The organism is Streptomyces sp. NPDC005791, from assembly GCF_042871485.1.
Classification (GTDB): Bacteria; Actinomycetota; Actinomycetes; order Streptomycetales; family Streptomycetaceae; genus Streptomyces.
Window position 1 is genome coordinate 147184 of the sequence record NZ_JBIAIP010000001.1, and the last position, 17312, is coordinate 164495.

General features: G+C 73.8%; 15 protein-coding genes. 4 read left to right on the top strand and 11 right to left on the bottom strand.

From position 1 onward, the window contains the following. The 4 genes from ACFYSH_RS00790 to ACFYSH_RS00805 all read right to left on the bottom strand — a co-directional run bounded on the left by ACFYSH_RS00790 (position 1) and on the right by ACFYSH_RS00805 (position 4109). The gene (locus tag ACFYSH_RS00790) at positions 1 to 1911 is read right to left on the bottom strand and encodes a VgrG-related protein (protein WP_388750034.1); all 1911 of its coding nucleotides are present in this window, start codon (positions 1909 to 1911) and stop codon (positions 1 to 3) included. After that, positions 1911 to 2633: a LysM peptidoglycan-binding domain-containing protein gene (locus ACFYSH_RS00795; protein ID WP_359465583.1), complete on the bottom strand. Its 723-nt coding sequence runs from the start codon at positions 2631 to 2633 to the stop codon at positions 1911 to 1913. The genes ACFYSH_RS00790 and ACFYSH_RS00795 overlap by 1 nt, the downstream gene beginning before the upstream one ends. A gap of 25 nt (positions 2634 to 2658) precedes the next feature. Next, entirely contained in the window at positions 2659 to 3081 is a 423-nt protein-coding gene (locus ACFYSH_RS00800; RefSeq protein WP_359465581.1) for a phage tail protein, read from the bottom strand. A gap of 74 nt (positions 3082 to 3155) precedes the next feature. After that, positions 3156 to 4109 carry a hypothetical protein gene (locus ACFYSH_RS00805; protein ID WP_388750039.1) on the bottom strand — a complete coding sequence of 318 codons (954 nt, stop codon included), beginning with the start codon at positions 4107 to 4109 and terminating at the stop codon, positions 3156 to 3158. 94 nt (positions 4110 to 4203) lie between these two features. On the opposite strand from ACFYSH_RS00805, the gene ACFYSH_RS00810 reads away from it, so the two are divergent. Both ACFYSH_RS00810 and ACFYSH_RS00815 read left to right on the top strand, forming a co-directional pair. Beyond that, on the top strand, positions 4204 to 4644 hold the full coding sequence (locus tag ACFYSH_RS00810) for a hypothetical protein (protein ID WP_388750042.1): 441 nt from the start codon (positions 4204 to 4206) through the stop codon (positions 4642 to 4644). Positions 4645 to 5547: 903 nt separating this feature from the next. Next, complete coding sequence (locus ACFYSH_RS00815) at positions 5548 to 6465, top strand: hypothetical protein (protein ID WP_388750044.1); 918 nt, start codon at positions 5548 to 5550, stop codon at positions 6463 to 6465. Here ACFYSH_RS00815 and ACFYSH_RS00820 read toward each other — a convergent pair. The 4 genes from ACFYSH_RS00820 to ACFYSH_RS00835 all read right to left on the bottom strand — a co-directional run bounded on the left by ACFYSH_RS00820 (position 6414) and on the right by ACFYSH_RS00835 (position 9176). Further along, complete coding sequence (locus ACFYSH_RS00820) at positions 6414 to 6572, bottom strand: DUF6760 family protein (protein WP_359465574.1); 159 nt, start codon at positions 6570 to 6572, stop codon at positions 6414 to 6416. The genes ACFYSH_RS00815 and ACFYSH_RS00820 overlap by 52 nt on opposite strands. Further along, entirely contained in the window at positions 6569 to 7066 is a 498-nt protein-coding gene (locus ACFYSH_RS00825; RefSeq protein WP_359465572.1) for a hypothetical protein, read from the bottom strand. Before ACFYSH_RS00825 ends, ACFYSH_RS00820 begins: the two co-directional genes overlap by 4 nt. Beyond that, positions 7066 to 7509 (bottom strand): phage tail protein, encoded by a 444-nt coding sequence (locus ACFYSH_RS00830; protein WP_359465570.1) that lies wholly within the window; start codon positions 7507 to 7509, stop codon positions 7066 to 7068. Before ACFYSH_RS00830 ends, ACFYSH_RS00825 begins: the two co-directional genes overlap by 1 nt. Before the next feature lie 83 nt (positions 7510 to 7592). Further along, entirely contained in the window at positions 7593 to 9176 is a 1584-nt protein-coding gene (locus tag ACFYSH_RS00835) for a phage tail sheath family protein (RefSeq protein ID WP_388750049.1), read from the bottom strand. Between the two features lie 234 nt (positions 9177 to 9410). Between ACFYSH_RS00835 and ACFYSH_RS00840 the strand changes: the two genes are divergently transcribed. Beyond that, positions 9411 to 10070: a DUF4157 domain-containing protein gene (locus ACFYSH_RS00840; RefSeq protein ID WP_359465566.1), complete on the top strand. Its 660-nt coding sequence runs from the start codon at positions 9411 to 9413 to the stop codon at positions 10068 to 10070. A gap of 275 nt (positions 10071 to 10345) precedes the next feature. Here ACFYSH_RS00840 and ACFYSH_RS00845 read toward each other — a convergent pair whose 3' ends face one another. The 3 genes from ACFYSH_RS00845 to ACFYSH_RS00855 form a co-directional block, all read right to left on the bottom strand. Next, positions 10346 to 12481 carry an ATP-binding protein gene (locus ACFYSH_RS00845; protein WP_359465564.1) on the bottom strand — a complete coding sequence of 712 codons (2136 nt, stop codon included), beginning with the start codon at positions 12479 to 12481 and terminating at the stop codon, positions 10346 to 10348. Continuing rightward, positions 12478 to 13158, bottom strand: a complete 681-nt coding sequence (locus ACFYSH_RS00850) for a DUF4255 domain-containing protein (RefSeq protein ID WP_359465562.1) — start codon at positions 13156 to 13158, stop codon at positions 12478 to 12480. Before ACFYSH_RS00850 ends, ACFYSH_RS00845 begins: the two co-directional genes overlap by 4 nt. Before the next feature lie 162 nt (positions 13159 to 13320). Next, positions 13321 to 13980 (bottom strand): response regulator transcription factor, encoded by a 660-nt coding sequence (locus ACFYSH_RS00855; protein WP_388750054.1) that lies wholly within the window; start codon positions 13978 to 13980, stop codon positions 13321 to 13323. A 342-nt stretch (positions 13981 to 14322) separates the two neighbouring features. Here ACFYSH_RS00855 and ACFYSH_RS00860 point away from each other — a divergent pair, with 342 nt between their 5' ends. Beyond that, the gene (locus ACFYSH_RS00860; RefSeq protein WP_388750057.1) at positions 14323 to 17121 is read left to right on the top strand and encodes an AAA family ATPase; all 2799 of its coding nucleotides are present in this window, start codon (positions 14323 to 14325) and stop codon (positions 17119 to 17121) included. Positions 17122 to 17312: the final 191 nt, after the last annotated feature.

The window sequence follows — 17312 nt, forward strand, 5'->3', positions numbered from 1 at the left end:
TCATCCGAACGGGTACTTGATGGTGTTGACGAAGAAGCCACCGAGGAGGTCGAGCTTGATCGCCTTGATGTTCACGTTGGCCACGGAGTTGACCGCGACCATTCCCACGGCGGAGAGCGACGCGGCGCCGGTCGCCGACAGGTTGAGGGCGCCCATCGCGTTCACGCTGACCGCGCCGCCCAGCGACCTGAGGTTGACCATGCCCTGCCCCTGGAGGCTGAGCGGTCCGCCGCTCTTGATCGTCACCGACCGGCGTGCGCTCAACGAGAGGTCGGTGCCCGCCTCCACCGACACGGAGCGGCTGCCCGTGATGCTGACCGAGCCCTTGCTGTCGATGGTGATCTCGGTCTTGGTGCGGTCGAGGTTGATGGTCAGTCTGTCGTCACCGTCGGCGATCCGGACGCCCTGCTTCCGCCCGCCGGTCCGCTGGCTGAGCAGGTCGACGCGGTTGCCCTGGCGGTCGGACAGGGTGTGCCGGGTGGCCTTCTTCTTCAGCCCGTCGTGCAGCGGCACGTCGTTGACCTTCGTGGGCAGGTCCCGGCCGTTGTAGAGCCCGCCGATCACGAACGGGTGGTCCAGCGCCCCCCGGTCGAAGGCGACCAGCACCTCGTCGCCGACGTCCATGGGGAAGACGCCACCGCCCCCCACGCCGCCGAGCTGCACGCTGCGCGCCCAGTCGCTGACGTAGGTGTCGTCCAGCCACGGGAACTGGAGCTTGACCCTGCCCTGCTTGAGCGGGTCCTGCACGTCGGTGACGATGGCGTTGGCGACGCTGGGCAGCCGGACGCTCCCGCTGTCCGCGTTTCCGCCGCCGGATGCCAGCCCGTACAGCGAACGCCACTGGCGTCCGCTGACGGTGACCCAGGACTCGTAGTGCTTGCCGTCACCGAAGACGTGGCGCACGGAGGTGACGGTGTACTTCCCCTCGAAGGGCTTGCCGACGTCGGCGAGCGCCACGGGCACACCGGGCCGCAGGTCCGGGTTGCCGCGCACCACGACCTCCAGCTCCGCGAAGGAGGAGGTGACGTCGGCGGCGAGGGCCTTCGAGGCGTGCCTGACCTCGTCCTGCTTGTCGTAGGGGTTGCTGGTCTCGACGAGCTTGGCGGCCTTGAACTTGCCGGCCGCCTCACCGGGGGTGAGACCGATGCTGATGCCCGGGTCGGTTGTCGCCGGCGAGACCTCGGTGATCTTCTTCTTGGTGGTGACGTTCCAGCCGCGCGACTCCACCTGGCCGAATTGGTCGGCCGCGGTGACGGCGGCCCGCAGCCGCAGGATGTCGTGGCCGGCCTGGAGGACGAAGGCGCTCGTCTCCCCGTCGGTGGCGGGTGAGGGCGCGCCGGACGACGGTGTCGGCTGGACGAACCGGAACTTCCCCTTGGCGTCCAGGGACATCACCATGTTGTTCTCGTCGGCGAGGCGGGACAGGAAGTCCCAGTCGGTGACGTTGGACTGGCTGATGAAGCCGTACGCGCCCTTCGTCGGCTGGATCCGGCCGACGGGCACCCCGTCCATGCGGGCCAGCTTGCGGGCGATGTCGGAGGCGGACTGGTTGCGGTACGCCGCCACCCGCCGCTGGCGCATCAGGCGGTGCCCGAAGTCGTATCCGCGGATCACGGTGAAGCTGCCGGTGCCGTCGTAGTCGGCCTCCATACCCGTGACCTCGCCGGTCATCAGCGGCTTGCCGATGCCCTGGCCGTCCGCGATCGGGGTGAGGACAACCCGGGTGCCGAACTTCACCTTCAGCTCGCCCAGGACCAGGTGGTACGGGTCGCGGAAGGTGAGCCGGAACGCCGCGGGAACACCGGCACCCTGGTCGACCCAGCCCTCGACGAGCATCGGGGCGATGACGGGGGGCAGTTTCGCCCCGTCGAGGGTGACCTGCATGATGCTGGAGAAAGCGGTCTGCACCATCAGTGACCCACCTCCTCCGCGGCGGGCAGCACGAGTTCGGTGCCGGAGGGAAGGCGTGACGGGTCGTCGATGCCGTTGGCCTCGGCGATCGCGCGCCACGCGGTGGCGTTGCCGTACTCGCGCCACGCCAGCGACTGGAGCGAGTCGCCCGCGACGACCCGGTGCACACGCTGGGCGGTGAGCGCGCCTGACGTCGGGTTCTGGCCCTTGGTCTTGCCGGGGATCTCGTGCAGCTGCACCTGGCAGGTGGCCCGGATGGGGACGCCGGTGGTACCGAAGAGGCTGTACGACGCCTCGATGGAGCTCACGTACGCGGTGAAGCGGGCCGTGGAGAACGAGCCCCACTGGAAGACCACCCAGGGCGGCGAGGGCTGGTTGGCGGCGATGCTGTTGGCGGTCACCTCGCAGCAGGCCAGCAGCGACTCCACCTTCTTCAGCACCGAGTTGCCGGTCGGCTTGGTGGAGGAGTCCAGGAAGATCTCCAGGGTCATCTCCCGGGGCTCGGCGCCCATGAACTCCGGCTTGGAGCCGTCGCGTACGGCCGCGGTCGGCGTCGCCTTCCACTGGGCGCGCTGGCTGAGCGACAGCTGCGCCGGGTTGAACTCGAAGCTGAACGTCCGCATGAGCGCGCCGGGTGTGGTGCTCGTGCCCACCGGGGGCTCGTGGATGGCGAGCCCGGCGCGCACGAGGCTCTTGCCGGCGCCTTTGCTGCTCTGTGCCATGGGTTTTCCTCTCTGCTCCGCGCCGTCAGTCCGTGAAACCGTGGTGGGCGATCTCCAGGACCTCGTTCGCCACGGCCGGATTGGCGGGGTCGAGGCTGGGCCCCTGCCAGCTGACGGGCAGTACGTCGATCAGTCCCCAGCGGGCGACCAGGGACCCGTCCGCGCGGAGGGCGGAGATCTGTGCGGTCGGTCGCTTGATCCCCGTCTGGACGGAGGAGATCCACTTGGCGACCTTGGCCGTGTCCGGCGTGAGCGGACGGGTCAGCCGGATGTTGGAGAAGGACACGCGGGTGGGCAGCTGCCACACGAACCCGTTGTTGCCGCCCTCCTGGCGCTGCTCGATCTCCACCTGGGACGACAGTCCTTCACACCCGTTCCAGTACCCGAGGCTCTCGCCGTCGATGGTGAGGGTGAACCAGATGGTGGAGCCCGGGTCCTGGCGGGGCATCGCGGGTGGGCCTTTCGTCGGATACGTCGGAGAGGGGAGGTCGGTGGTGGTCGTCGTCCGGTGGACGGCGCCGGTCAGTGCCGGGGGTCGCGGAGTCTGCCGATCCGTTCACGGTCCATCCGCAACTCGGTGCGTACGAGGCGGGTGACGCGGCCGATGATCCGGTGCACGAGCTCGTCGAGCTGGAAGTCGGTGAGTTCGCGGGGGTCGAAGCCGCCGGCCGGCACAGCCGTGTACCCGGGCGGTGAATCGTCCGTCGGCAGCTGGGAGTTCGCGGGCGGGACGCCGCTGCCACCGGCGGGCGGGGAGTACGGGGGAGGCGAGCCCGGGGGCGGGCCGCCGGACGGCGGTTCGTAGGGCGGCGGGGTGGTGTGCTCGCTCCGGTGGGACCGCATACGGCCCAGGGCGGAGGTCACCGTGCCGGCGGCTGCCGAGGCGAGCGCGCCGAGGGACGAACCGTTGCCGAAGCGCTGGACGGCGGGCGCCGACGCGCTGCCGGACTGGACCGGACGGGACGGCTCCGGCGCTGACACCGGGGGCGGGGTGAGGGACGCCACGGGGAGAGGGGACGAGGCGGTGGCCGCCCCGGGAGGCGTGAGGGCGCGCAGCGGTACGGCCCCGGGGGCGGCGCTGCGCTGGACGCGCGTGGGAGCGGGGGCGGGAGTGGGAGCGGAGGGCGGAACGGCGGCCGTGGGCAGGGGTAGCTGCGGAGGTACGGGGACAGGGGGCAGTGGGGCAGGAGGCAGCGGGGCCTGGCCGCTCGGCGCGGGGGCGCCGGGGGCCGCGGTGGCGGCCCGCTGGACGGCGGGCGCCGTCCGCGCCGCGGCGGCGCGGGAGCCGCTGGTCCCTGGCGCGGGAGGGGCGACGAGCGGGACCGCGTCCATGGGCGTGGAGCTGACCGGAGCACCCAGCGGGCTGCGGCGCCGGGCGGGAGCGGCGGGTGACGCGGAGGTGGGTGACAGGGCGGCGGGTGACGGGGCCGCGGCTGCGGCGCGCTGGACCTGCGGCCTGGCGGCTGCGGGAGCCACCGCACGTCGGGCCTGCGGTTCACGGGGCGTTGCGGCAGGGAACCCGGCGGCAGTCGGGGCCGGGGAGGGGGCGGCGGCCTGTGCGGGCGGCGGCGTGCGAGGAGCCCTCTGTACGTGCGCCGGTGCGGAAGGCGCGGAGGCCGCCGAGGAGGACACCGGGGCGCCGAGACCCGGGCGGGAGCCCGGCACCTTCCGCGCCGCCTGCGCACCCGGCGGCGTGACGCCGGGGAAGGTCTTCACCGGGCGGGCAGCGGCGGACGGGGGAGCAGTGGCCGCTGCCGGGCTGTGGGCGTCCCGCACCGCACGCTGGACCGGGGCGGACGTGCCCGAAGGAGCGGCGGGGGCGGCAGCGGGGGCCGGGCGCGGAGCGGGGGCGGCCGGGCCACGGGTGGACGGTACGGCGCCCCGGACCGGGGCCTGCGCGTCCGAGGAGCCGGCGGGGGCCGAGGCCGGCGACGTGGTGCGCCCGGCACCGGTGTCGTCCGGGCCGGCTGGTGCGGCGGGCCGCGCCTCGGAGCGCTGCACCGGGGGCTGACCCCCAGCGCGCACGGCAGTGGTGCCGTCACCGCGGCGGGCCGGGGCAGCCGTGCGCGCCGGCCCGGCCGGTGCGGGACCGGGGTCCGGCGACGCCGGGGGAGCCGACGGGCGAGGGCGGTCGCCGGCAGGCGCCGACGGTGCGCCGGGGCCACCGGTACCGGTGCCACGTCGCTGGACCGCGGCCTTCGCGTCGTGCGGACCTCGGGCGGCGACGGGGGCGCTCGGCGTGCCCGGAGCGCGGGGCGCGCTCAAGGGTGTCTCCGCGCGCGCGGGCGCAGCCCGGGGCGTGTCCACGGGGCGTGCGGGGCCGCGTGGGGCAGCCGGCTCCACCGGCGGGGTGCCGCCGGGGCCGGCCGGCTGTACGGGAGGGGAAGCCGCCGCGGCGCGGGGGACGCGGGAGGAGGGCGCCGAGCCGTCGGCCACGGCCCGCTGGACCGGGGCCGGGGCCGGAGAGGCCGAGGCCGTGCCTGGACGGCCGGGTGCCGCTTCCGGTCCAGGCGTGGAGCGGCCCGGCCGGATGCCCGGACCCGCGGCGGCACGGGGCGACCTGGCAACGGGCGATCCGGCAACGGGCGATCCGGCGGCGTGCGACCCCGCGCCAGGCGTCTCGCCCCCGGGCGTACCGGTCCCGGGCGACCCGGTGCTCGCGCCCTCGCCGGGGCGGCCCGGCGCGGTGTCACGCGGTGCTGTCGCGCGCTGTACGGCGCCGCCGGCCGGTGTACGGCTCGCGGGGCTCCGGGGCGGGAGCGCGGAGCGGGGGGAGCCGGACGCGCCGGCTCCCCCTCGGTCGGTTCCGGGTGCCGCCGCTGCTCCGGACCCGTTGCGCGGACTGCCGGACGCGCCCGGCGCCGTGGGCTGTCGCCGTGCCGCCGGAAGCGCCCGCCGCTGCACGGCCGGTGCCGTGGTCAGACGCTGGGCCCGGGACGAGGCGGGCGGTACGGGCGCCACGCGGACCCCGCGGGCCGGGGCCGGGGCGCTCCTGGGCACGGGGCCCGGGTCCCGCACCGCCCGTACGGGCGCGGGTGAGGATGACGTCCAGGCCGGTGCCGACGCCTCGGCGGTGGCGGGCCGAGGGCCGGGCGCAGGAGGCATGCCGCCACGGGCCGTGCTCCCCGTGGCGGACGGCGGCGCCGTGACCCCCGAGGACACGGACCAGGAGGCGGTGGCCGGTTCGGACGGACTGCCCGAGGACCGGGTCTGCACGGTCCGTACGGCAGACGACGTGGGAGCAGACGCGGTGGGCGCCGGCGGAGCAGCCGGTTGCGTGGCCGCGGTACGCCCGGCCGCACGTGAGGCGGCGCCCTGCGGCGCCGGGGCCGGCCGTGCCGCGGGCAGCGCCCGCAGCGGGACCGCAGGGGCCCGCTGCACCACGGTCTCTCCCGTGCCCGTCGCCAACGGGAGGGCTCCTGAGGGTCCTTCGAGCCCGGTGGCCGGGCGGCCCGAGCCGGTCAGCGCCCCCGAGAGGAGGCTGTCCGGCACGGTGTTCATGACGCCGATGGACGGCGTCCCGGTGAAGGACGGGTTCTGCCAGGTCGGCAGCCGTCCGCCGAACCCGGCGTCCGCGACCGCCGGCCGCCCGGAGTCCATGGCCCGCTGGATCGGCGGCAGGCCCGTCCAGGCGGCGACCGCCGTGGGCATCGCGCCGGAAGTCGCGCCGGAGTCCGGCCCGGGCCCGTCGCCGGCCGGAGCGGGCGGAACGGCCGGGCCGGCGTGCTGTGCGGGTGCGTGCTCCGCACGGCCGCGCAGCCGGTCCATGAAGCCCACGGCTCAGCCCTCCGCGCCGGCGCGCGTCACGAAGGACGCGATCCGGTCCGCGTAGAGGCGGCGGTCGTGGTGTTCGAGGTCCAGGATGGAGTCCAGATCCCAGTGGAAGTGATAGGCGACGTACGCGATCTCCTCGTGCAGCCGGTCGGTCGCGTACGTCACGATTCCCCCAGGCGGCTCCCGCCGAGTTCCACCTCGAAGGGCTCGGAACAGTGCGGGCACTCCACCGCCGCCCGGGTGTGGCCCTCGGCGTTGATCTGCCGGTAGAAGTCCTGAAGGAACGCGAGGTCGGAGGCGAACATGTTCTCCACCGTCCCGTCGTGCACCATCGACAGCGTGCCGAGCCGGGTGATGACCCGGCCGAGCAGCACCACCGACAGATACGCGGGGTTCTCCTGCACGCGGACGTCCCGGAGCGGGATCAGTTCGTCCCGGGCCGTGGACAGCCGCATCACGCCGTCCCGGTGCACGGTCCCCGCCTCGTCGACGTAGCCACGCGGCAGCTCGAAGGGGAACTCCGTCTGCAGCCGTTGCGGCGTCGGAGCGGGCGCGGCGGCCGGGGCCGGAGCAGGTGTCTGCTCCGGCCCCGCCACGGCCACGGGCGCCGGTACGTCCGGGAGCGGGTTCGCGGCGGCCCTGGCCGAGGTGCGCCGCATTACTCGATGACCAGTTCTTCGAAGACGATGGTCACGGTCTCCATCAGCGCCGAGGCCTCACCGGCCTTCAGGGCACTGGCGTCGATCTTGCTGCACCAGGCGTTGCGCATGTTGTACCGCTTCACCGGGTTGTTCTCGTAGTCCATCACGATGATGGACGCGTTCTTGCGGGCCGTGGACATCTGACCGGCGATCGAGTCGTTGATCCACGTCGTGAACGACGGCGACGGCGTCATGCCGCGCACCACCGTGCACTGCCCGTCCTTCTGCGTGCCCGGCATGAGGCTCACCTCGGGCTTGCCCTGTGCGGAGTTCTGCAGGTGCTTGATGACGTCCTGCTCGATGCTGAGGCCGTTGACCTCCGCGAGGTACTCGACCATCACGCCGTCGATCTGCAGGCCGAAATTGTGCGAAGTGAACGAGTCACCCTGGCCGATACTCATCTTGTGTCCGTCCTACCGAGAAGTGGCTGTCGATCGCGGTGCTCGCCGATCGCGTACGAGGGCTGGGGGTGTGGGCCGGTGACCTACTCCTCCAGCTCCCCGCTGCCGCCGGAGAACTGGGCGAGCCGGAAGATCACGAATTCGGCGGGCTTGACCGGGGAGATGCCGATCTCGCAGATCACGCGGCCGACGTCGACGGACTCCGGGGGGTTGGTCTCCTCGTCGCACTTGACGTAGAAGGCTTCCTCGGGCCGGGCGCCGAACAGGGCGCCGCTGCGCCACTCGTTGACCAGGAACGCGGAGACGTTGCGCCGGATGCGGGCCCACAGGTTCGTGTCGTTCGGCTCGAACACCACCCACTGGGTGCCGATCAGGATCGACTCCTCCAGGTAGTTGAAGTACCGGCGCACGTTCAGGTAGCGCCAGGCCGGGTCGGAGGACATGGTGCGGGCGCCCCAGACGCGGACCCCGCGGCCGGGGAAGGCGCGGATGCAGTTGACGCCGATGGGGTTGAGCAGGTCCTGCTCGCCGCGGGTGATCTGGATCTCCAGGTCCACCGCGCCCCGTACGACCTCGTTGGCCGGCGCCTTGTGCACGCCGCGCTCGAAGTCGTTGCGGGCCCAGATGCCGGAGACGTGACCGCTCGGCGGGACCAGGCGTGACTGGCCGGACGACGGGTCGAAGACCTTGATCCAGGGGTAGTACAGGGCGGCGAACTTGGAGTCGTACCCGGCGGTCTCCTGACGCCAGACCCTGATCTCGCGGGCGTTCAGGCCGGGCGGCGGGTCGATGACCGCGACGCGGTCGCCCATCAGCTCGCAGTGCGCGATCAGGCCGAGCTGGACCGCCTTGACGGCCTCCAGGTCGATCGCGCCACGCTGGTAGGCGGCCATGAGGTCGGGAACGGCGACCATCGAGACCTCGTCGACGGCTTCCAGGCCGCCGAAGCCGGTACGGTCGGCGGAGTCGCCGAGGTACTGGGCGGGCCCCGGGTGGGAGACGTTCTCCGTCGCCGGGACAGCCGGGGCCGCAGGGGCCGGGGCGGCGAGCGCCACGGTCTGGTTGTCGGGCCGGGCGAGCTGCGCGGCGGGAACCGACTCCTGTACGGCGATGAGCTTGGAGCGCTCCTTGACCTGGGTGACGACGTAGTTCCGGCCGCTCTTCTTGGCGGTCACGTCGAAGGTCTCGGCGGTCTTCTCGCCGTCCTTGACGACCAGCTTGAAGCGCTCGGCCGGGCCCTCGCCCTCGGGGTCGGCGACCTCGACGGTCAGCGGGCCGTTCTGCCCGGGCGCGAGTGCCGTCACCGTGAAGGTGCCCAGCTGCTGCGGTTCACCGGTCGGCAGCGCGGCCGGGGACCGGGAACCGGCCACCGCGGCGGGCGTGTCGCCGGACGCGCCGTCGGACGAGCCGCCGACCCGTACGACGTAGGCGGCGCTGCCGCCGTTGTTGAAGAAGCCGTAGACGGAGTGCGCCAGGTAGTACCCGTCGGTGAAGTCACCGAACGCGGCCACGTACTGCGTCCAGTTGGTCACCAGGGTGGGCTCGTTCAGGGGGCCGGTCGACGCGAGTCCGACGAAGGCCGCCACCGAAGTGCCCACGCCCTCGATCGGACGCGAGCCGCTGGCCACCTCCTCGACGTATACGCCGGGCGACAGGTAGGACGGCATGCTCTGCTCTCCTCGGGGTACGAGACAGGTCTTGTCTCACCATCACGCGCGAAGCGCGTTTCTCGAAACGTCCTTCGGGGCCCGATCGAGGGCACCGCTGTTGCCCCGAGGGGCAAGAGGGCGTGGGTACGGCGCTTCCGTTGCCCTCCTGACTGCCCCGGAGTACCTTCCGCCGCCGCACCGGTGTCCAGTAGGCCTGGGAGGACTCGTGTACCCGTCTTCGAGGGAGCCCCCGTGCGCGCGCAGGAAAACGAGACCGGCCAGGCCCGTGGCCAGGCCGGTGCGGGCCGCCCGGCCGGACGCGCCCCCGTGCCCGGTCCCGCCACCACGCTGCTGGCACTGCAGCGTGCCGCGGGCAACGCGGCGGTGGCCCGTGCCGTCGAGGGGCAGCGGCACGAGCACGACGCGAACTGTGGGCACGGCCCGTCGGTCCAGCGTTCCGCGGTGCACGAGGTGCTGCGTTCGCCGGGTCGCGCGCTGGACGCACCACTCCAGCAGGAGATGGAGGGCCGGTTCGGCGGCGAGGACTTCAGCGGCGTACGCCTCCACACGGACGCCGCCGCCCTCGACTCCGCGGCGGAGATCGGGGCACTGGCGTACACCTCCTTCCCGCACGTGGTGTGGGACGGCCGCGACAAGCAGGTCCTCGCCGAGGAGCTGCACCACATCGGCCAGCAGAGCCGGGGGCCGGTGCCCGGCACCGACAACGGCGACGGCCTGATGATCTCCGACCCCAGCGACTGGGCGGAGGTCGAGGCCAAGGAGAGCGCGCGCCGGGTGATGAGCGGGCCGGCGCCGGTGCAGCGTGCCGAGGAGCCCGCACATGACCCCGCGCACGCTGGACCGGATGTCCCGTATCGCTCTGAGGACATCGAGGAGACGAACGCGGACTGAAGGACCAAGGAGGGGGCCGTCGGCCCGAATGGGCCTCGGACGACGGCAGTCGAGGTCGCACGTCCCGGATCGGACCGTGGACCGTGGGGGTGCCGGGGTGGCAGGGGCGGACCCACCGGAGGGCCGCGAGGACATCCGGTGTGCCCCTGCGGCTCCTGCTCCCCACCAGCTCGTTGCCTGACGTGGGCGTGTGAGCCTCTGGAACTCGGGCTGGAAGCGGTCAGGTCGACCGTGTGAGGCGTACGGCCCGCCCCGGCCGGGTCACGGGCCGGCCGTCACCAGGTCGCCTCGCCCGGCACCAGGCGGCCCGCCTTGCGGTACTCGCGGCGGGCGCCCTCCAGCAGGTCGCCCGCGCCGACCGGTTCGTCCCGGCCCGCGGCGAGGTAGGCGGCGGTGACCACCGCGCTGCGGATCGACCCGCCGGCCAGTTCGAAGTCACGGGCCAGGGGGGTGGCGTCGATGTCCTCGGCGGAGGGGACGTGCGACAGGCCGTGCTGCCAGAGGGCGAGCCGTTGTCCGGCGTCCGGGAACGGGAAGTCGACCACCAGGTCGAGGCGTCGGGTGAACGCCTCGTCGATGTTGGCGCGCAGGTTGGTGGTGAGCAGCGCGATGCCGTCGAAGGACTCCAGCCGCTGCAGGAGGTAGGAGCTCTCCATGTTGGCGTACCGGTCGTGGGAGTCCTTGACCTCGGAGCGCTTCCCGAAGACGGCGTCGGCCTCGTCGAAGAGGAGTACGGCGTCGGTGCTGTCGGCCTCGGTGAAGATCCGTTCGAGGTTCTTCTCGGTCTCGCCGATGTACTTGTCCACGATCGAGGACAGCTGGACCACGTAGAGGTCGAGTCCCAGATCGGCGGCGACCACCTCCGCCGCCAGCGTCTTCCCGGTGCCGGACTCGCCCGCGAACAGGCCGACGACTCCCCGGCCGCGGCCACCGCCCGCGCTGAGCCGCCAGTCGCCGAGGACCCGGTCGCGGTGGCGGGCGCGCAGGGCGAGTTCGCGTAGCTGGGTGAGGGGTCCGTCGGGGAGGACCAGGTCCTGCCAGCCCACGGCGGGGTGGATCCTGCGGGCGTGCTGTTCGAGCCCCGATGCCGACTGCTGGCGGGCGCCGAGCCGGATGTGGGCTGCGGTGAGCGGTGTGCCGTCGAAGGCGGCCAGGGCCAGGGCGGCCCGGGCTGCGCGGTCGATGCGCTCGCCACCGAGGTGGTACGGCGCCACGGTGGCGGTCAGGTCGAGATGGCCGGCGTCGGGCCCCAGGGCGGCCTGCCAGACGGCGGTGCCGCCGGCCGGACGCCGGGGCGCCTGGACCACGAGCGGGTCGTGCGGGGACCAGAGCGGGTCGTACGGGCGGGGGTCCGCCAGCAGCACGGTCACGTCCGTCGCCCGGGTCAGCGCTTCGACCAACGGGCCCGGTCGGTCGGGCAGGCCGGACACCACGATCGCCCGGCCTCCGAGCCGTGCTTCACGCAGCAGCGCGCGCACCGTGTCCTCGACGGCCTCGGACGTTCCGGGCGGGACGGAGACGGCGGAGTGGTCGGAGTGGTCGGAGTGATCGGCGGGCCTCGCCGGGTTCGAGGGGCCTGAGAAGCGCAGCGCGTTGGTGCCCGCCGTGTGCAGGGCGGACGCGAGGGCGGCCAGACCGTCACCCGCGCGGTGTTCGCGCAGGTAGACGGTGAGCGGACCGTCGTGCAGCCGGGCGGCCAGCTGCCGGGCGAAGGCCTCGTCGGGCTCGGAGCCGGGCAGCGGGTCCGGCATCGGGTGCAGCCGGCCCAGCAGTGCGGCGTCCGGGGTGTCGTCGCCGAGCAGGTGTGCGGCCACCCGGTCCGGCACGCGCAACGACCGTGTGAGGAAGGGGCGTTCGGGCTCCTCGACCTCCAGCAGCCCGAGGGCGCGCAGCGGTGACGCCGGGTGGAAGAGCGCACGGGCCTCCGGCAGGTGCCCGGGCAGCCCGCACAGCTCCAGGGCGAGGCCCGTGGTGGCCCGGCGGCGGCTCACGTCGTCGTTGAGGTAGCCGTAGAGCGGTTCGAAGGTGCGGTCGAGGTCGGGCGCGAGCGCGATGAGCAGGACGGCCGCGTCCGTCTCGGTGAGCCGCAGCCGGGCGGCCGTCCGGACCAGCCGGTCGTCGCCGCCGTCCTGCCACCCGGTCGGCGCCCCCGGCCGTACGCCGCCGTCCGGGACCGGCCAGGTGTCCAGCAGATGGCGCACGGCCTCGTCGGACAGGTACAGGCCGCGCAGCGGGTCGCCTGCCGTCGGGTCGGTTGCGGAGCGTTGCTCGACCAGCGCGGCCACCGTTCGCCGCAGCCCGTCCAACCGGGCGAGCAGCGGGCCGGAAGGGCCGGACAGGGTCTCCGGGGCCGGGTGCGGGGCTTCAGCGGCCGGGTGCGGTGCTTCGGTGGCCGCGTGGGGGGCGCTCATCGCTTCTCCGGACGGCGGGTCGCCGCCGCCTCCTCGTGGGCGGCGCGGGCCGCCGCCACCTGGTGGGGCCGGTGGGAACGCCCTGCGGACTCCGGGCCGTCGCCGTCCAGGTCGCGTACGCGGATCGTCGCGCCCTCGGTGACCGGGGGCCCGGCGTCGTACTCGGGGAACGCGGGGAAGGGCGCGGTCACCACCACGTCCAGGGAGGGCTTGAGTTCACCGCCCAGCGCGGACCAGATGTCGGCGAAGGACCGCGACTCCGTCTGGATGCCGGCCACCGTCAGCGGCACCGTCAGCCCCAGCCGCCCGAGCGAGCCCGGGAGTTCGTCGGCGGACAGCAGCTCACGGGGCAGCAGCGTCGCCAGCACGGCCGACAGCAGCCGGTGTTCGTCCTGCGGGGTCTTCGTCCACGCCGTCACCAGGTACGACAGCCGGAACCAGCGCGGCGGCTGGCTGCGCCGCACCACGATGTTCCGTTCGTCGCGCACGGAGGTGTGACCGCGCTGCCGCCGGGAGACGTCCTCCCGGATGTCGTACAAGTAGGCGTTGATGACAGGGGCATTGCGCCGGGACGCCCAGTCACGGGTGGGTGCCTCGAAGGACACGTCGATGCCGGCTCCTGCCAGCGCCCCGCTGCCCAGGAGGCCCTTGATGACCTCGTCCACCTCGTGGATCACGCTCGTGCTCCCGCCCTGCCGTGGTGCTGTCGTCCGTCCGGCCCCGCCCGGAGCCTTACCCGGACGATCGTGCCCGGTCCGGCGCCCCTGCCCCAGGCACGCCGGGGACGGCTGCCGGACAGCGGTTCTGCCCGGGCGGCACGCCTTCGGTTGCCCCAACGGTCAGATGTAGCCCTCCCGGAGGGCGTAGGCCACGGCGTGGGCCCGGTTGCGCAGGTGCAGGCGGGTCGTGAGCCCGTGCATGACGTTCTTGACGGTGCGTTCGGAATAGGACAACTTCCCGGCGATCTCACCGGTGTCGAAGCCCTCGGCGACCAGCCGCAACACGTCCACCTCGCGGGACGTCAGTCCCAGGGAGGGGCCTCCCTGCCGGCCGGCGCCGCCCCGGTGCAGGGTGCCCACCTGGTTGATGAGCCTGCCGAGCAGGTCCGCGGGCAGGTCGCCCTCGCCGCGGGCGGCGGCCAGCACCGCCTGCACCAGCCGGTGGGCGGTGGCCTCGCGCCGCCACACGATGGCGCCGACGCCGCACTCGATGACGTCCAGCAACTCGTTCTCGCGGATCGAGTCGACGACGAGCACGGCGCGTGCTCCCTCGCTGCGCACGACCCGCCGCAGCCGGGTCAGTGCCGCCTCGTCGAGGCTGTCCTCGATCAGCAGGGCCACCGTGCCGGGGCGGGACTCCTCGCGCAGCTCGACCTCCGGGTGCCGGCGTAGCTGGCTGGCGGCACCTTCACGGCTGATCGGGTCGGAAGCGGTGACGGACACGGGCACCCGGGCCCCCATGGCGGAGGTGTCCGTGGTGGTCCGGGGTGAGCTGAGCAAGCGGAATCCTCTGTTCACGGATCCGCGACCGACAGCGGATGGAGGTGATCCACCTTTCTGCGGCCACCGCGGCCCGCGCAATCGTGGACGACCACGAGGCACACCACGAGACAAGGGCACAATCCTCTGCGGGCGTCATGCCGAGAAGGTGGATAATCGCAGGTCAAGAAGGCAACCGCAGAAGAGAACGGCCCTCTGGGGCGGTGTGCGTGAGCCTCGACACACCGACGCCGGTTCACCGGTTTCCTCGTCGGTGTGTGTGGGTCTTATCACGCCACCTGGGCTCGCGCCGCCTCCTCTCACAGGGGGACGGCGCGCACCATCATCTTCAGAGGAGGCCCGATGACCCGAGCGCTGCGCGAACGGTACGACGCACAGGCGCTGTTGGCGGCGGAGACCGAGCGCGCCCTCGGCGGCGCGGGTGGCCTCGTCCTGCTGCGTGGCGCCACCGGCACGGGCCGTACCGCCGTGCTGGAGGCCGCCGCCGCACACGCCGAGCGCCGCGGCCTGCGGGTGCTGCGCACGCGCTGCTCCCCGGAGGACGCCGGTGTGCCCCTCTCCACGGCCGGCCGACTCCTCGGCCACGTACCGGAGTACGCGGGCATGCCGTCCGCCGACTACCACCGCAGAGCCGAACGCCTGTGGGAGCTGCTGCGCTCGCTCGCGGCGAACTCCCCGCTGCTGCTGGCCGTCGACGACGTCCATCTGGCCGACCCCTCCTCCCGCCGCTGGATCGCGGAGGCAGCCGGCCGGATCGAAGGGCTGCCGGTGCTCCTGGTGGCCACCGAGCGCCGTCAGTACGACATCGACCCGCAGCCCGCAGGACTCACCCACGCGCTCCCCGCGTCCCTCGTCCGCACGCACACCCTCGCCCCGCTCACCGATGCGGCGTCGACGGAGCTGCTCGCCACTCTCCTGCCCGCCGCCGACCCCGCCTGGGCGGCGGACTGCGTGCGGGCCGGAGCGGGTCATCCGCTGTTGCTGCACGCCCTGTCGGAGGATCTGCGCGGCACTCCACCGCACCCGCTCCCGGACACCTGTGCCGCCCTGTACCCGGGGGCGTACCCGGCGGCCGTCTCCTGGTGGCTGGACAGCGCGGGCCCGGCGACGGCCGAGGTGGCCCGCACCCTCGCCGCGCTGGAAGAGGTCGGGACACCGGACGCGACGGACCAGGCCGTCGATCCGCCGGCCCTCCTCGCCGAGGCGTCCGGGGCCGACCCGGCCCGGGTCGCGGGCTGGCTCACCGCGATGACCCGGCTCGGACTGCTGCGCCTCGACGCGGCCGGGAGACGCCGCTACGCCCACCCGCTGTTGCGGGACGCGGTGCTCACCGACTGGCCGACCGCGCGGCGGCAGGCCGTGCACCTGGCGGCCGCCGAAGCGCTGCTGTACCGGGGCGTGCGGGTCGAGGCGATCGCCCGGCATCTGTTGCGCGCCCCTGTCGTCGGCAAGCCGTGGGCGCTGCGCGTCCTGCGGGACGCGACGACGGTCGCCGTCGACGCCTCGCGGCCAGGCGACGCCGTCGGCTATCTGCGCCGGGCGCTCGACGAGCCGCTGCCCGACGCGCTCAGACAGCGGCTGCTGACCGAGCTGGGCTCCTTGGAATACCTCTGCGCCGACGCCGGTGCGGCGATCTCGCGACTGGGCGAGGCCCTGCACCTGGGGGGCGAGCCCCGCGACCGGGTGCACACCGCCATCGCCCTCGGCACCGCCCTCGCCGGTCAGGGCGAGGTCCGTACGGCCATGGAGGTGCTGCGCCGCACCGAGGCCGGACTGTCGGGACACCCGGGGCCGGCCCGCAGCGTGCGGATCGCCTCGGTGATGCTCTCCGACTACGAACAGGCCCAGCGACGGGAGGCGTACCGGTGGCTGGGTGAGGCTGCCGGGCGGTCCCCGGACCTGGTCGGCACCGCCGGACAGGCCCTGCTCGTGCGGCATGCGGCGACAGCCGGGCTGCTCTCGGCCCAGGACGCGATGAAGCGGCTGCACGCCCTGCTGGCCGAGCCGGCCGACCCGTTCGGCGAGCCCTTCCTGGTGTGCACGGCCGCCACCGTCGCCCAGTGGGCCGACGAACTCGACGAGGCGGAACAGCTGGTGGAACGCGGCCTTGCCCTGCAGCGCTCCTCCTTGCTGCACCCGATGCACCAGGCGCTGGTCGACATCCGCGCCGACATCGCCGCGGCCCGGGGCGACCACGCCCGGCTGCTCACCGACGGCGCGGGCGGCACGGGCCCGGGTGGCACGGGCCCGGGCGGCGCGGACCCGGGTGGCGTGCGGGCCGGAGCGGGCCCCACCAACACCGACGCGCACGTGCTGATGGCGCTCGTGCACGCCGACCGCACCGATGAGGCACAGCGGTTCGCGGCGGCGTTCGATCTGCGCCGGGCGCCGGACTCCTGGGAACTGAATCGTTTCCTCTACGCCCGGGGTGTGCTGCGGGCCGCCGTCGGCGACGAGGCGGGAGCGCTCCACGACCTGCTCGAGTGCGGGCGCGGCCAGTTGGCGCGCGAAGTGATCAGCCCCGTCGTCACCCCGTGGCGGACCGCCGTCGCCGAGCGCCGTACCGGGCCGGGCAGGGCGCGGGAGGCCGTGGCCCTGGCGGAGGAGGAACTGCGGCTGGCCCAGGTGTGGAACACCCCGCGCACGGTGGGCCGCGCCCTGCGCGTGCTGGGCGCCGTGACCGGGGGGCGGCGCGGCCTGGAACTGGCGGGGGAGGCGGTACGTGTCTTACGGGACGCCCCGTCCGACCTCGACATGGAACTGATCCCGGCGCTGCTCGCACAGGGCCGCCAGCTCATCGCCGCCGGAGAGCGGGCCCGCGCCCGCGACTCCCTGCGCGAGGCGGCGGAACGGGCGGAACGCAAGGGTGCCGTACGGCTGCACGCCCTGGCCGGTGAGGCCCTGCGCGAGGGAGGGGCGCGCCACCGCACCCCCGCCCGCACCGGCTCCGCCGCCCTGACGGGAAGTGAACGCCGCATCGCCGAACTCGCGGCCGAGGGACGCACGAACACGGAGATCGCCGAGCTGCTACACCTGGCCCTGCGCACGGTGGAGACCCACCTCACGCACGCGTACCGCAAGCTGGGGATACGGCGGCGGGGCGAGCTCATGGACGCGCTGGGGCGGCACGACGGGAGCTGAGCGACGGGCGGCGCTCTCACGACCTGCGCCCGGAGCGCCTCCCCCGGACTCTTTCCTCGCCAAGACTCGAACGCATGACGACCCTGCGTTACGCCCAACTGCCGCCTGTGTCAGCTCTATTGACACTTATGTTTCAAAGGTTTTACGTTCCTTGGCACCTGAGAGCGCTCTCAAGAGCTCTCCGCCCCCCA